This is a genomic window from Halegenticoccus tardaugens (assembly GCF_004116405.1).
Lineage (GTDB): Archaea > Halobacteriota > Halobacteria > Halobacteriales > Haloferacaceae > Halegenticoccus > Halegenticoccus tardaugens.
In genome coordinates this window covers 649,637-663,862 of record NZ_SDIC01000001.1, presented here as the reverse complement: position 1 = coordinate 663,862, position 14,226 = coordinate 649,637, and the positions used below count along the sequence as shown (strand labels likewise).

Sequence of the window (14,226 nt, the reverse complement as noted above, 5' to 3'; positions counted from 1 at the left end):
GATCAGTCGTTTCCGTCGGGTGCGTCTCGGGCCTTGACCGCCGCCGGGTCGAACTCGTTGACCGCCGCGTTCGGGCGGAGGCCGGCCCGCTCTATCGTTCGGATGTCGTCGCCGGGGGACTGCCCCTCGGTCGTGAGGTAGTCGCCGGTGAGGATGCCGTCCGCGCCCGCCTCGAAGGGGAGGTGCTGCTCGTCGGCCGCGAGGTTGACCTCGCGGCCGCCGGTCAGCCGAACCCGCGCGTGCGGGTGGAGCAGGCGGTAGACGGCGACGGTCCGGACGATCTCCTCGGTCGTGATCGCGGCCGAACCGCCGAGCCGCTCGCCGAGCGGCGTGCCGGGGATGGGGTTGAGGACGTTGATCGGGAGCGACGAGACGCCGATCTCCTGCAGGGCGACGGCCGCGTCGACGCGGTCCGTCGGCGCCTCGCCCATCCCGAGGATGACGCCCGCGCAGAGGTCCATCCCGGCAGCCTTCGCCACCTCCAGCGTCTTCACCCGATCCTCGAAGTCGTGGGTGCCGACGATCTCGGGGAAGTACCGCGGCGAGGTCTCGACGTTGTGGTTGTAGTGTCCCACGCCCTCGTCGGCGAGAACGTGCGCCTTCTCCTCCGTCAGGATGCCGAGGCTGGCGTCCACCTCGACCGACGTCTCGTCGCGGACGAGGCGGATCGCCTCGATGACGTCGGCCCACTCCTCGGGGCGGCGTTCCTTGCTGACGCCCTTCTCGGCGACGACGATCCCGAACCGCTGGGCCCCGTCGCGCTCGGCGCGCTCGGCGGCCGCGAGGATCTCCTCCGGGTCGAGGAAGTCGTGCGCGTCGATCCCGGCGTCGAAGTGCGCCGACTGCGCGCAGAAGCCGCAGTCCTCGGCGCAGTTTCCCGCCTTGGCGTTCATGATGCTGCACGCGTCGACGGTGCCGTCGCCGAACGCCTCGCGGACGGCGTCGGCGGCCGCCGCGAGCGCCTCCACGGGCTGTGCGAGGAGCGCGAGGCCGTCGGTCCGATCGAGTCGTTCGCCGCGGAGCGCCCGCGCCGCCGCGTCGTCGACCGTCCGGTTTCCGGTGCGTTCGTAAACCACACATCGACGCTCGGTTGACGAGCTTATAATCGTTGGGGAAGACGCGGAAACGAGGGTCCTCGAAGGGCCGCGCGGCGGCTTCGAGGGGGATTGCGCGTCTCCGAGGCGCGGCGCGCGCCTTCGCGGGCGACTTATACCGCCCCGGCGCGCACTCGTCCACCATGCGCGCCGCGGTCCTCACGGAGTACGGCGAACCGCTCTCGACCGAAGACGTGCCGCCCCCCGAGCCGACCCCGGAGGGGGCGGTCGTCGCGGTCGACGCCTGCGGCGTCTGCCGCAGCGACTGGCACGCGTGGCGGGGGCACGGCGAGTGGGCGGACGATCGGGTTCCCCGCGGACAGATCCTCGGACACGAACCCGCCGGCCGCGTCGTCGAGGTCGGCGAGCGCGTCGAGCGCGTCCGCGTCGGCGACCGCGTCGCGGTGCCGTTCAACCTCGGCGACGGGACGTGTCCGCAGTGTCGCAACGGGCACGGCAACGTGTGCGAGGGCGGCCTCGCGCTCGGCTTCGAGTCGGGGGCTCCCGGCGCGTTCGCGGAGCGCGTGCACGTCCCCTGGGCCGACTACAACGCGATGCCCCTCCCCGACGGCGTCGAAGCGCGCGACGTCGCGGCGCTCGGCTGCCGATTCATGACCGCCTTCCACGGGCTGGCCCACCGCGCCGACGTCGGACCGGGCGACTGGGTGGCGGTCCACGGCTGCGGCGGGGTGGGACTCTCCGCCGTCCACGTCGCCGACGCGATCGGCGCGCGGGTCGTCGCGGTCGACGTGGAGCCGTCGAAGCTGGCGCTCGCGGAATCGGTCGGCGCGGACGCCGTCGTCGACGCCTCGACGGCGGGAGAAGGGGTCGCGGAGGAGGAGGAAGAAGAGAGGACGAACGGAAACGGCGACGCGGTCGTCCGCGAGATTCGGGCGATCACCGACGGCGGGGCGCACGTCTCCGTCGACGCGCTGGGGATCGCGGAGACCTGCCGCAACTCCGTGCTGTGTCTCCGCCGCCGGGGACAGCACGTCCAGTTGGGGCTCACGACCGACGCGGAGCGCGGCGAGGTGTCGCTGCCGACCGACCGGATGGCGATGACCGAACTCTCGTTTCTCGGATCGCGCGGGATGCCGCCGACCCGGTACGACGAACTGCTTGGGTTCGTCGAGTCGGGCGAGATCGACCCCGGCGCGCTCGTGAGCCGGGAGGTGTCGCTCTCGGAGGTGCCGGCGAGGCTGGCGGCGATGACGGACTACGAGACGGCGGGGATCGAAGTCGTGACGAAATTCTGAGGGCTCACCGGCCCCGGACCCCCAGACCCGGGATCGCCACCCGGTCTTCGACCGCGACCATGAGCCGCGACGCGGAGACGACGAGCGCGAGGTACAGGAGGGCGGCGAGGGTGAACATCGCCGTGTAGCGGAAGGTGTCCGACGCGATCGACTCGGTCCGCTGAAACAGCTCCGGGACGGTGATGAAGGCCGCGAGCGAGGAGTACTTGATGAGGTAGACGAGCTCGTTCGACCAGCCGGGGATCGCAAAGCGGAGCCCCTGCGGGAGCACGACGTAGCGGATCGCCCCGAGCTTCGTCAGGCCGACCGCCCGGCCGGCGGTGAGCTGTCCGGGGTCGACGCTCAGGAGCGCAGACCGGATGTACTCGGCCTGGTACGCCGCGCTGTTGAGCGTGAAGCCGACGATGGCCGCCCATACGGCGGCGTTCGGGAAGACGCCGGCGAGGGACGGCGGGACGAACTGCGAGAAGTCCAGCCCGTAGTAGATGACGAAGAGCTGGGCGAGAAGCGGCGTCCCGCGCAGGAGCTCGGTGTAGACGAGCGAGACGTAGCTCGACCAGCGGCCGTACACGCGGGCGACGCTGAGCGGCACCGCGAGGATGAACCCGAGCGAGATGCTCGTGACCGTGAGGACGATGGTGAGCCACACCCCCGAGGAGAGCTGCGGCAGGTACGTCGCGGCGAACGCGGCGGCGTCGAAGAATCCCCGAAGGGCCGGCACCGCCGCGCCCAGCCCTTCGATCGCGCTCGGCGGGACGAACGGCTGCCCGCGCGGGACGAACAACCCGCCGAACCAGTCGTTGAGCCACCGAAGCGAGAGCCAGCCCCAGAAGAGCGCCCCGCCGACGAGGGCGACGGTCCGGCCGACGGACGACGACGGAAGCTCGGTTTCGTCCTCGCGCACCGCGTCCGCGACCGGCTGGCTCACGAGTGCAGCTCCGTGATGCGTCGGAGGAACGACGCGGTTCGGTCGTGCTCCGGTCGTTCGAAGAGCCGTTCCGGCGGCCCCCGCTCGACGATCCGCCCGCCGTCGAGAAAGAGGACCTCTGAGGCCACGGAGCGCGCGAAGCTCATCTCGTGGGTGACGACGAGCATCGTCATCCCGCGCTCGACCAGGTCGAGCATCACCGACAGCACCTCCCCGATGAGTTCGGGATCGAGCGCGCTCGTCGGCTCGTCGAACAGCATCAGCTTCGGTTCCATCGCCAGCGCGCGGGCGATGCCGACCCGCTGTTGCTGTCCGCCCGACAGCTCCGCCGGGTACGAATCCGCCTGCGCTTCGAGGCCGACGAGCGCGAGTTGCTCGTCGGCGCGGCGCCGGGCCTCCTCCTCGCTCAGTCCGAGAACGCGCCGCGGACCGAGCATGACGTTCCCCCGGGCGGTGAGGTGCGCGAAGAGGTTGAAGCTCTGAAACACCATCCCGACCTGCCGGCGGAGATCGTTCACGTCCGCGTCGGGATCGGTCACGCGCTCGCCGTCGAGGAAGACGTCGCCGCCGTCGACCTCGGTGAGGCGATTGATGCAGCGGAGGACCGTGGACTTCCCGCTCCCGCTGGGGCCGATCAGCACGACCACGTCGCCGCGGTCCATCTCGAAGCTGACGTCGCGAAGCACCCTCTCGCTCCCGTAGCTCTTCGAGACGCGCTCGACGCGGAGCAGCGGGTCCGTCGGGGTCATCCGGTCTCGCTCCCCGGAACGGCGTAGCGCGCGTTCACGAAGTCCAGCGCGCGGTTCGTCGCGAACGTGAGCACGAAGTATACGGCGCTCGCGAAGAGGAGCACCTCGAGGACGGCGGTCGTCTGCCGGACGAAGAGGTCGTAGCTGCGGGTGAGAAGCTCCGCGAGGCCGATCGCGAACACGACGCTCGTGTCCTTCAGCACGATGGTGACCTCGTTTTGGAAGCCGGGGACGCTTCGTCTGAGCGCCTGCGGGACGACCACGTGCCGGATCGACGCCAGCTTTCCCATCCCGATCGACCGCGCCGCCTCCATCTGCCCCTCGTCCACGCTCTGGAGCGCGCCGCGGAAGATCTGCGACTGGTACGCCGCGCTCCGGAGGCCGAGGCCGAGCACGCCGGCGAGGAACGCCCCCGAGAGCGCCGCGGTGACGCCGAGGACGCCGACCGTGAGGTCGGGCGTCGGGAATACGAAGTACATGAAGATGAGGATGACGACGATCGGCGTCCCCCTGAGGACGAGCCCGAGCGTGCCGACCACGGCGCTGCTCGCGCGGCCGCCGTACACCTCTACGACGCCGGCGGGAAAGCCCACGAGGAAGCCGAGGAGCACGCTGACGACCGTGAGCGCGATCGTGAGGACCGTCCCTTCGAGGAGGTACCCGCTGTTCTCCCAGACGAACGCCCAGTCGTTCGACTGCTGCAGGAGAGCGACGCCCGCCTCCGATCCGAGAGCGAGGGCGGACATCTCAGGACGGCGACCCGCCGAACCACTCGTTTCTGATCTCCTCGTACCGGCCGCTCTCGCGGACGGCCTGCAGCCCGTCGTTGAGCGCGGTTCGGAGGCTATCGTCGTTCTGTCGGACGCCGAATCCGTAGCGCTCACCGGTCTTCACGGTGAACGCCACCTCGACGTCGCGCTCCTGCGCGAACGTCTCCGCGACGGGCCTGTCGAGCACGACGGCGTCGATGTTGCCGTTTTCGAGGTCTTCGACCGCGAGGACGTAGTTCCCGTAGGCGTTGTAGTCGGCGGCGTCGAGCTTCCCGGGGTCGACGAGTCGGTCCTGAACGACTCCGTCGCCCGTGGTCCCCTCCTGCGCGCCGACCCTGCGTCCGGACAGGTCGTCGAGCGATTCCGGCTGGAAGTCGCCGCCGCGCCGCACGAGGACCGACTGGTCCGCGTTGTAGTACGGGTCGGTAAAGGAGATCGTCTGCCGACGATCCGGGGTGATCGTCATCGCCGCCGCGATGACGTCGATGCGGTCGTTCTGGAGCGCGGTGATGAGCGAGTCGAACTCGAACTCGCGCCACTCCGAGAGCGAGTAGTCGGTCTCGGCGACGACCGCCTCCAACAGGTCGATGTCGAACCCGACCAGCTCTCCCTGTTCGTTCTTCAGCTCGAAGGGCGGAAAGCCCGGAGCGGTTCCGGCGATGATGGCGTTCTCGCCGTCACCGTCGCCGCCACCCCCACCGCCGTTCGTGTCGACGGTACAGCCGGCGAGACCGGCGATGCCGACGAGGCTCCCCGCGCCCGCCGCCTTCAGGTACGCGCGGCGGCTCACCGGCGACCGCCGATTCGACTGTGCGTTTCCCATGTGGAAACCGCAGGTCGGCGAGAGATTTCAATCTTTTCTCACGAAAAATTTGATTTTCTTAATCGTCTGTGAGAATTTCACGTCGTTCGATCGGTTCCGGGCGCTGACGGTAGGCCAGCCACGCGGCCCCGACGAGCAGCGTCCCGATCGCGACGAGCACGCCGGCGTTGAGGAGGCGCATCGACGGCGTGTAGAAGACGAGGTCGCGACCGAAAAGCAGGTGGACGAACACGAGGCCGATCGCGGGGATCGTCGCGGCCCGAATTCCGGTCGCGTTCGCGCGGTCGAGCCAGTACGTCGACGCCACGAGCGCCGCGAAGAGAACGAGCGACGCGCCGACGAACGTCGCCTGCGCCGCGGGCGAATAGGGGAGCACCGACGTGACGCGGCTGAACAGCGCCGAAAGCGGCAGGAGGGCGAGCGAGACGAGCAGCCCGCCGCGTACTCGGTTCAGCGCGTCGGTCCGGTATCGGCCCTCGTAGGCGAACAGGACGGTGTACGCGAGCGCGGCGAAGATCGAGAGCGCGACCAGGAGGTGGGCGGCCTGCGTCGGCGTCGAGTATCCGCCCGGGAGCAAACCGTTGAGCGTCACCGTCACCGCGCCGATGCCGATCTGCAGCGGCAGCAACGCGACGGCGACGGCCGAGGCGAGCTTCGCCCGCCCGTCGTCGCCGCGCCACGCCCACGCCGCCGTCCCGACGATGAAGAAGCCGGCGATCATCGCGACGAGCCGGTGGAACCACTCGATGAAGCTCGGGACGGTCTGCGGAAGCAGCCCGTTGTCGCAGAGGGGCCACTGCGCCGAACAGGCCAGCCCCGATCCGGTCGCGGCGGTGTAGACGCCGAGCATGATGAGAAAGACGGTCAGTCCGGCGGTGGCGGCGGCGAAGCGCCGGAACGTGAGCCACGCGGGACGGATGCGTGCGGTGTCCATCGCTAGCCCACGTTCGGGCGCGTGTGTACTTAGACCTGTTCAAGGCCGGCGTACGAGAGCGGTTCTCGAACGACGGAGGTGGGAGCGTCCTCCGCCGGAAGCGCGAACGTTCCGGCTCGTGCGGACCCGGAAGGTGCGCGTTACGCCGATGTCCGACGATCCGCGCCGGATTCGATCGCATTGAAGTGGCCTCGCCCGAAGCACATCGGCATGAGCGACGACGCGGTTCCGGACCGGAGCGACCGACTCGACGACTACCTCGACGCGAACGAACTGGAGGCCGCGTGGTTCGCGCAACCGAACGCGTTCGCCTGGTTGACCGGCGGAAGCAACGTCGTCGACCGGGCGGGGACCGTCGGCGTCGCGGCCGCCGGGTACGTCCGCGACGGGGACGGCGAACTCCGGGTCGTGACGGACGACATCGAGGCGCAGCGGCTCGTCGACGAGGAGTTACCGGACGGGGTCGAGGTCGAGGCCGGCCCGTGGTACAAGACGTCGCTCGCGGAGCGCGTCGCCGCCGCCTCGCCGACCCCGGCGGCCGCCGACTTCGACGTTCCGGGGTTCGAGACGGTCGACGCCTCGCCGCTCAGACAACCGCTCTCCGAGTACGACGTCGAGCGGTACCGCGCGCTGGGGGCGGGGACCGCCGAGGCCGTCGAGGCGATCGCGCGCGAGGTCGACCCCGACGACACCGAGCGGGAGGTCGCTGCGGGGCTCCGGATCGCGCTCGCGGGGCGCGACATCCACGCGCCGGTCGTCCTCGTCGGCGGTGCGGAGCGGGCCCGGAGGTACCGCCACTACACGCCGACTGACGCCGAGATCGGCGACTACGCCCTGCTGTCGGTGACGGCGGAGCGCGGCGGGCTCTACGCGAGCACGACCCGGACGGTGGCGTTCGATCCGCCCGAGTGGCTGAACGAGCGGCACGCGAAGGCGATGCAGGTCGAGGCGACGGCGCTCGGGGCGACCCGAGAGGTCGCGCGCCTCGGCGGTCCCGCGGCGAGCGTCTTCCACGGTATTCAGGCCGCCTACGAACACCTCGGCCACCGCGGCGAGTGGAGGAAGCACCACCAGGGCGGCGCGGCGGGCTACGCCGGCCGGGAGTGGATCGCCACGCCGGATCTCGACGCGCCCGTCACGACGCCGATGGCGTACGCGTGGAACCCGACGATCGAGGGCGCAAAGAGCGAGGACACGGTGCTCGTCACCGAGGACGGCTTCGAGGTGCTCACGAGCACGGGCGAGTGGCCGACGGCGCGCGTGATGGCCTACGACTACCCGGCCGCCGTCGTCCGGCACAAGGTTCTGCACCTCGGGTGATCGGTGCGGCGGCCGGACGGCGCGCCGCGGTCGATTCCCGAGGGCAATCTTATATCACGGGAGAAGAAAGATTCAGCCGATGCCCTGGTACGCCTTCGACGCGGTCGACGACGCGCTCCGGTCGACCCGCGAGTTCTTGTTCCCGTTCAGCATCGGCCGCTGGCTTCGGCTCGCCGTGATCGTGTTCTTCCTCGGCGGCGGTGGCGGCGGCGGCCTGAACAACGTCAGCAGCGTCGCGAACGCGCCGCCGTCCCCGGGACCGGGGCCGACGCCGGGGGGACCGACGCCCGGCGGACCGATGGTCCCCGGAATCGGCGGCTCGGAACTCGCCATCGTGGCGGCCGCGATCGCGGTCGTCGCGGGGATCGCGCTGCTCTTCGGCGTGATCTCGTCGACGATGCGCTTCGTCTTCCTCGACGCGCTGCGGACCGACGACGTCCGCATCCGCGGACCGTTTCGCCGTCGGTTCGGGAAGGGCGTTCGGCTGTTCGGGTTCCAGTTCGGCCTGTCGCTCCTCCTGGGGCTGCCGTTCGCCGCCGTCGGTCTGCTCGCCTGGCAGGGGACGATCGACCTCGGAGCGCTGGCGGGGATCGGGACGGCGGGCCTCGCGGCGCTGGCGCTCGTCGGCCTCGCCCTCGCCCTCCTCGTCGCGCTGTTCTTCCAGTTCACCGTCCAGTTCGTCGCCCCGGTGATGATCGCGACCGACAGCGGCGTCATCGAGGGGTGGCGGCGGTTCTGGCCGACGCTCCGCGGGGAGCCGGCGCAGTTTCTGGTGTTCGTCGTCATCCGGTTCCTGCTCGGTCTCGGCGTCGGCCTCGCGAGCGGGCTGCTCTTCGCAATTTTCGCCGCGATCGTCGCGATCGTCGGCCTCGTCGCGGGGTTGGCCGTCGCGGCCGCCCTCGGCGGGTTCGCCGCGGCGACCCAGTCGCCGGTCGGAATCGCCGTCATCGTCCTGCTCGGACTGTTCGGGCTGCTCGCGCTGCTGCTCGTGTGGCTGCCGATCGGAATCCTCGTACAGACGTTCTTTACGACCTACGAGCTCTCGACGCTCGGGGCGGCGAACCGGGCGTTCGCGCTGCTTCCCCGACGAACCGACGAGGACGGCGGGAACGGCGAAACCGGTGGAGGCGGAGAAAACGGAAGCGGAGGCGACGATGGGGACGGCGGCGGAGGCGACGATGAGGACGACGGCGGGAGCGGGTGGCGCGGCGGCGACGACCGCAGTAGCGACGGCGGCGACGGGAACGCCCACGGCCGGGGCGAGCTGTCCGGGTGGGATCGACAGTCGTCGAACTGAAAACTCGACAGCAGGGATAGCTTTTTGCCGTCACCCGAAGACGCCCCAGTCATGGGACTGGACGACGAAGCCAGGGAATACCACCGGCGGAATCCGCCCGGGAAGCTGGAGATCTCGACGACGAAGCCGACGAACACGCAGCGCGACCTGAGCCTCGCGTACTCGCCGGGCGTCGCCGCGCCGTGTCGCGACATCGCCGACGACCCCGATCAGGCGTACAACTACACCGCGAAGGCGAACCTCGTCGGCGTCGTCTCGAACGGCTCCGCGGTCCTCGGCCTCGGCGACATCGGCGCGCAGGCGTCGAAACCGGTCATGGAGGGCAAGGGCGTCCTGTTCAAGCGCTTCGCCGACATCGACGTGTTCGACATCGAACTCGACCTCGACGACCCGTCGGACATCGTTCGGTCCGTTCGGGCGATGGAGCCGACGTTCGGCGGGGTCAACCTGGAGGACATCAAAGCCCCCGAGTGCTTCGAGATCGAAGAGCGACTCCGGACGGAGATGTCCGTCCCCGTGTTTCACGACGACCAGCACGGGACGGCCATCATCAGCGGCGCGGCGCTGCTCAACGCGGCCGAACTCGTCGAGAAGGACATCTCGGACCTGAAGATCGTCTTCTCGGGCGCGGGCGCGAGCGCCATCGCCTCGGCGCGCTTTTACGTCTCGCTCGGAGCCGAGCGCGAGAACATCACCATGTGCGACTCGACGGGCATCATCACCGAGGCCCGCGCGGGCGACCTCAACGAGTACAAACGGGAGTTCGCCCGCGACGCCCCCGAGGGCGACCTCGCGGACGCGATGGCGGGCGCGGACGTGTTCGTCGGCCTCTCCGTCGGCGGGATCGTCTCGCCGGAGATGGTGCGCTCCATGGCCGAGAACCCGATCATCTTCGCGATGGCGAACCCCGATCCCGAAATCGGTTACGAGGAGGCCAAGGAGGCCCGCGACGACACCGTGATCATGGCGACCGGCCGCTCCGATTACCCGAACCAGGTGAACAACGTCCTCGGGTTCCCGTTCATCTTCCGCGGCGCGCTCGACGCCCGGGCGACCGAGATCAACGAGGAGATGAAGGTCGCCAGCGCCGAAGCGCTCGCCGACCTCGCGAAGCAGGACGTGCCGGACGCCGTCGTCAAGGCCTACGGCGACCAGCCGCTGCAGTTCGGCCCCGAGTACATCATCCCGAAGCCGCTCGACCCGCGCGTGCTGTTCGAGGTCGCGCCCGCCGTCGCGCAGGCGGCGATGACGAGCGGCGCGGCCAGAAAGGACCTCGACGTCGCCGATTACGCCGAGGAGCTTGAGGCCCGCCTCGGCAAGTCGCGGGAGATGATGCGCGTGGTGCTCAACAAGGCGAAGTCCGACCCCAAGCGCGTCGCGCTCGCGGAGGGGACGGACGAGAAGATGATCCGCGCGGCCTACCAGCTGCAAGAGCAGGGGATCGCGGAACCCGTGCTCATCGGGAGCGAAGAGCGGATCGACCGGACGGCGGCGAAGCTCGGGCTCGACTTCCAGCCCACGGTGGTCGATCCGCGCGACGACGGCTACGAGTCGTACACCGACCGGCTGTACGAACTCCGGAAGCGGAAGGGGCTCACCCGGAGCGAGGCGGGCGAGCTCATCCGCCGCGACACCAACTACTTCGGAAGCGTGATGGTCGAGCGGGGCGACGCGGACGCCCTCCTCACGGGCCTGACGCACCACTACCCCTCGGCCCTCCGTCCGCCGCTGCAGGTCATCGGCACGGCCGAGGACGCGAACTACGCGGCCGGCGTCTACCTGCTCACGTTCAAGAACCGCATCATCTTCGCCGCCGACACGACGGTGAACCTCGCGCCCGACGAGGCGGTGCTCGCCGAGGTGACGAAGCACACCGCCGAGTTGGCTCGGCGGTTCAACGTCGAACCGCGCGCGGCGATGCTCTCGTACTCGAACTTCGGGAGCGTCACCAACGAGGGGACCCGAAAGCCGCGCGACGCGGTTCGCCTGCTGCACGACGACCCCGAGGTGGACTTCCCCGTCGACGGCGAGATGCAGGCCGACACCGCGGTCGTCGAGGACATCCTGAACGGAACCTACGAGTTCTCCGACCTCGACGAGCCGGCGAACGTGCTCATCTTCCCGAACCTCGAAGCGGGCAACATCGGCTACAAGCTGCTCCAGCGCCTCGGCGGCGCGGAGGCGATCGGCCCGATGCTCGTCGGGATGGACAAGCCGGTGCACGTCCTCCAGCGCGGCGACGAGGTGAAGGACATCGTCAACCTCGCTGGCGTGGCCGTCGTCGACGCGCAGGAGGAGTAAACCACCACCTTTTGCGCTGCGGGCCACCGGAGGTGGCCCTCGGCAAAAGCTGGACCAAAAGCCTCCTCCTTCACTTCGGTGCACTTCGTGCACCTCCGTTCAGTCGTCGGCCCGCAAGCGCCAAAGGCGCTTGCGGTACAACCGCTTGGCGGTGATCTGGATTCTCACGACTAGGCAGCGGTTGTACCGGGAGCGAACGAGCGTAGCGAGTGAGCGAGCGGACCGAGGAACGAACGGAAGCACAGCTTCGCTGTGCTGAAGTGAGTGACGAGGGTTTTGGTCCAGCTTTTGCCGAGCGAACCCGCGGAGCGGGTTCGCACAGCGCAAAAGGTGGTGGTTCAATCCCCGGCTCGCCGTTCGAAACGCGACGGCGGCGGGAACCGCGGATCGGCCGCGTTCGCGTCCGCCGAGTCGAGCGGTTCCGGGAGCACGCACCGGGGCGACCGCCGGTTGACGTGCGCGTACTCCTCCGGTCGATTCGCGAGCGGGTGGGCGGGGTTGACGCGACCGTCGATCTGCGCGGCCCGAAGCTCCTCGAATCCGGCGATGCGGGCGAGGATTCCCCGCCAGTGGTGTTCGCTGTCGGCGGGGATATTGATCGGCCGCGGCGGCTCCCGGTCGGGGTGGTCGGCGGCGAGAACCGCGGCGTTGACGTTCGTGGCGAGTGCGTCGTGATCGACGAGGACGCCGACGCGGGCGCTCCGCGGCGCGCGGGCGGCGAGCACGTCCAACCCGAGGTGGAGCGCGCGGTACTCCGCGACGTTGTTGTTCGGCGGCGCGTCCGGGACGGCGATTCGAGCGACCCGCTCGCCGTCCCGGGTTTCGATGACCGCGCCGAGGCCGCCGCCGCCGGGACGGTAGGAGCCGTCGGCTGCGACGTAGAAGTGGCGGTGGTGGGTGCGCGGCGGGTGCGCGATGTGGGGGGTGGGCGACTCGTCGAACAGGTCCCGAAGGGTTGACCGGCCGTGAACGGCCATACCTCCGCTTGGCTCGTGGATTACTTAAGTATTCGCCGCCTGAGGCAAAGTTCGAGCGGCGGAATCGACGGCGGAAGCCTCATCGAAATGACTGCTTCGTTAGATATTTCAGAGCATATTTATAGGGGTCCGCCAATGTACGTCCATGACTGACGGTAAACAGACACACGTTACCAGAAGACAATACTTAACGCTGGCCGGAAGCGCGGGAGTCGCGGCGGCGGTGGCGGGCTGCGCCGGCGGCGACGAGATCGAGACGCCGAGCGAGAACGGCGGCGGGGGCGGCGGAGACGGCGGCGAGTTCGCCGTCACCGTCACGCAGGGGCAGATGGACTCCGGGCTCGACCCGCACGACCACCGCGAGACGAACACCGACATCATTCTGATGCAGGCCTACGAGGGGACGCTCGACCGAGATCCGGACGGGAAGCCGGTCGAGGCCCTCGCGGAGAACTACGAGCAGGTGTCCGACGACACGCTTCGGCTGTTCGTCCGGGAGGGCGTCACGTTCCACAACGGCGACGAACTCACCCCCGAGGACGTGGCGTTCAGCATCAACCGGATCGTCGACAACGATGTCGGCGGGCTCGCGAGCCCGCAGAGCGACCAGCTCGCGGGCGTCTCGGAGGCGACCGTCGTCGACGGCGAGCGGGCGGTCGACGTCGTCTCCGACGGCGTCAATCCGGTGCTCGTCGGCCTCCTCGCGAGCTACGGCGACGTCATGCAGCGATCGTGGGTCGAAGGGCGGGACGAGAACGCGATCAACAGCGAGGCGAACGGAACCGGCCCGTTCGCGCTGGAGTCGTACACGGAAGACGAGGAGGTCGTCTTCACCAGGTACGACGACTACTGGCGCGAGCCGGCCGAGGTCGACCGGGTGACGCTCAACGCGGCGTCGGAGTCGAGCACCCGCGTCAACCAGCTCGTCAACGAGGAGACCGACATCGCGCTGGACGTGCCGCCGCAGGAGGTCGGCCGGATCAGAGAAAGCGGCAAGACCCGGATCGAGGCGGTGCCGAGCACGCGGATCATCTACAACGGGATGCGGTACGACGTGGAGCCGTTCTCCAGCCGCGAGTTCCGGCAGGCGATGAACTACGCCGTCGACATCGAGACCATCATCGAGGAGGTGCTGTCGGACTTCGCCGATCCGACGAGTCAGCCGACCCTCGAAGGATTCGTCGGCTACAACCCGGACGTCGACATCTACCCCTACGACCCCGACGAGGCCGAGCGACTGGTCGAAGAGAGCGGTCACGCGGGCGCGCAGATCGAGCTCCACACGCCCGTCGGCCGGTACCTGAAGGACCTCGAGATCGCGCAGTCGGTGATCGGCTACATCGACGAGCTCCCGAACGTCAACGCGTCGGTCAGACAGCGCGACTTCGGGACGCTCGCCGGCGAACTGACGACCGGCAGCATCGACGACAAGCCGGACTTCTTCCTCATCGGGTGGGGCAACGAGACGTTCGACGCGAGCCAGACGCTCATCCCGCTTCTCACCACGGAGGGGACGCTGTCGAGCTGGAGCAACGAGGAGTTCGACGATCTCGTCGAGCGGTCCAACGGGGAGGCCGACGAGGATGTGCGCGAGGAGCTGCTCCGGCAGGCGAACCAGCTCGCCCACGACGAAGCGCCGTGGATCTTCCTGAACCGCCAGTACAGCGTCTACGGCGCGAGCGAACGACTCGACTGGACGCCGCGTCGGGACGAGTCGATCAAGGCGTACTCGATCTCGCGGGCGTGATCCGGCGCACCAGCGCCACCCGCCGTGGTA

The 14,226-nt window shown here is 69.4% G+C and carries 12 protein-coding genes; 5 read left to right on the top strand and 7 right to left on the bottom strand.

Translation table 11 applies throughout. The features are described from left to right. Nucleotides 1-2 precede the first annotated feature (2 nt). Nucleotides 3-1,076, bottom strand: a complete 1,074-nt coding sequence (gene bioB, locus C3L37_RS03505) for a biotin synthase BioB (RefSeq protein ID WP_129113223.1) — start codon at nucleotides 1,074-1,076, stop codon at nucleotides 3-5. 161 nt (nucleotides 1,077-1,237) lie between these two features. Between bioB and C3L37_RS03500 the strand changes: the two genes are divergently transcribed. Beyond that, entirely contained in the window at nucleotides 1,238-2,350 is a 1,113-nt protein-coding gene (locus tag C3L37_RS03500; protein WP_129113222.1) for a zinc-dependent alcohol dehydrogenase family protein, read from the top strand. 4 nt (nucleotides 2,351-2,354) lie between these two features. Here the strand turns inward: C3L37_RS03500 and C3L37_RS03495 are convergent, their stop codons facing one another. Genes C3L37_RS03495 through C3L37_RS03475 form a run of 5 tightly spaced genes read right to left on the bottom strand, consistent with a single transcriptional unit; the run spans nucleotide 2,355 to nucleotide 6,488 of the window. Further along, nucleotides 2,355-3,254 carry an amino acid ABC transporter permease gene (locus C3L37_RS03495; RefSeq protein ID WP_394345774.1) on the bottom strand — a complete coding sequence of 300 codons (900 nt, stop codon included), beginning with the start codon at nucleotides 3,252-3,254 and terminating at the stop codon, nucleotides 2,355-2,357. Nucleotides 3,255-3,274: 20 nt separating this feature from the next. Next, nucleotides 3,275-4,027: an amino acid ABC transporter ATP-binding protein gene (locus C3L37_RS03490; RefSeq protein WP_129113220.1), complete on the bottom strand. Its 753-nt coding sequence runs from the start codon at nucleotides 4,025-4,027 to the stop codon at nucleotides 3,275-3,277. After that, nucleotides 4,024-4,773 carry an amino acid ABC transporter permease gene (locus tag C3L37_RS03485; RefSeq protein ID WP_129113219.1) on the bottom strand — a complete coding sequence of 250 codons (750 nt, stop codon included), beginning with the start codon at nucleotides 4,771-4,773 and terminating at the stop codon, nucleotides 4,024-4,026. Before C3L37_RS03485 ends, C3L37_RS03490 begins: the two co-directional genes overlap by 4 nt. 1 nt (nucleotide 4,774) lies before the next feature. Then, nucleotides 4,775-5,620 carry a basic amino acid ABC transporter substrate-binding protein gene (locus tag C3L37_RS03480; protein WP_129113218.1) on the bottom strand — a complete coding sequence of 282 codons (846 nt, stop codon included), beginning with the start codon at nucleotides 5,618-5,620 and terminating at the stop codon, nucleotides 4,775-4,777. Between the two features lie 58 nt (nucleotides 5,621-5,678). Then, nucleotides 5,679-6,488: a COX15/CtaA family protein gene (locus C3L37_RS03475; protein WP_449267277.1), complete on the bottom strand. Its 810-nt coding sequence runs from the start codon at nucleotides 6,486-6,488 to the stop codon at nucleotides 5,679-5,681. A 276-nt stretch (nucleotides 6,489-6,764) separates the two neighbouring features. Between C3L37_RS03475 and C3L37_RS03470 the strand changes: the two genes are divergently transcribed. From C3L37_RS03470 to C3L37_RS03460, 3 genes are all read left to right on the top strand, one after another. After that, entirely contained in the window at nucleotides 6,765-7,874 is a 1,110-nt protein-coding gene (locus tag C3L37_RS03470; protein ID WP_129113216.1) for a M24 family metallopeptidase, read from the top strand. A gap of 79 nt (nucleotides 7,875-7,953) precedes the next feature. Further along, nucleotides 7,954-9,171: a DUF7544 domain-containing protein gene (locus tag C3L37_RS03465; RefSeq protein ID WP_129113215.1), complete on the top strand. Its 1,218-nt coding sequence runs from the start codon at nucleotides 7,954-7,956 to the stop codon at nucleotides 9,169-9,171. A gap of 51 nt (nucleotides 9,172-9,222) precedes the next feature. Beyond that, a complete protein-coding gene (locus tag C3L37_RS03460; RefSeq protein WP_129113214.1) occupies nucleotides 9,223-11,472 on the top strand; it encodes an NADP-dependent malic enzyme in 2,250 nt (749 codons plus the stop codon). Nucleotides 11,473-11,810: 338 nt separating this feature from the next. Here the strand turns inward: C3L37_RS03460 and C3L37_RS03455 are convergent, their stop codons facing one another. After that, nucleotides 11,811-12,449 (bottom strand): ribonuclease H, encoded by a 639-nt coding sequence (locus tag C3L37_RS03455; protein WP_129113213.1) that lies wholly within the window; start codon nucleotides 12,447-12,449, stop codon nucleotides 11,811-11,813. 145 nt (nucleotides 12,450-12,594) lie between these two features. On the opposite strand from C3L37_RS03455, the gene C3L37_RS03450 reads away from it, so the two are divergent. Next, nucleotides 12,595-14,196 carry an ABC transporter substrate-binding protein gene (locus tag C3L37_RS03450; RefSeq protein ID WP_129113212.1) on the top strand — a complete coding sequence of 534 codons (1,602 nt, stop codon included), beginning with the start codon at nucleotides 12,595-12,597 and terminating at the stop codon, nucleotides 14,194-14,196. Nucleotides 14,197-14,226 lie beyond the last annotated feature (30 nt).

What these genes read in the sequence shown, in the direction of transcription:
- C3L37_RS03500 (WP_129113222.1), top strand. Translation starts at nt 1,238, where the DNA reads ATGCGCGCCGCGGTCCTCACGGAGTACGGCGAACCGCTCTCGACCGAA.
- C3L37_RS03490 (WP_129113220.1), bottom strand. Translation starts at nt 4,027, where the DNA reads ATGACCCCGACGGACCCGCTGCTCCGCGTCGAGCGCGTCTCGAAGAGC.
- C3L37_RS03485 (WP_129113219.1), bottom strand. Translation starts at nt 4,773, where the DNA reads ATGTCCGCCCTCGCTCTCGGATCGGAGGCGGGCGTCGCTCTCCTGCAG.
- C3L37_RS03480 (WP_129113218.1), bottom strand. Translation starts at nt 5,620, where the DNA reads ATGGGAAACGCACAGTCGAATCGGCGGTCGCCGGTGAGCCGCCGCGCG.
- C3L37_RS03470 (WP_129113216.1), top strand. Translation starts at nt 6,765, where the DNA reads ATGAGCGACGACGCGGTTCCGGACCGGAGCGACCGACTCGACGACTAC.
- C3L37_RS03465 (WP_129113215.1), top strand. Translation starts at nt 7,954, where the DNA reads ATGCCCTGGTACGCCTTCGACGCGGTCGACGACGCGCTCCGGTCGACC.
- C3L37_RS03460 (WP_129113214.1), top strand. Translation starts at nt 9,223, where the DNA reads ATGGGACTGGACGACGAAGCCAGGGAATACCACCGGCGGAATCCGCCC.
- C3L37_RS03455 (WP_129113213.1), bottom strand. Translation starts at nt 12,449, where the DNA reads ATGGCCGTTCACGGCCGGTCAACCCTTCGGGACCTGTTCGACGAGTCG.
- C3L37_RS03450 (WP_129113212.1), top strand. Translation starts at nt 12,595, where the DNA reads ATGACTGACGGTAAACAGACACACGTTACCAGAAGACAATACTTAACG.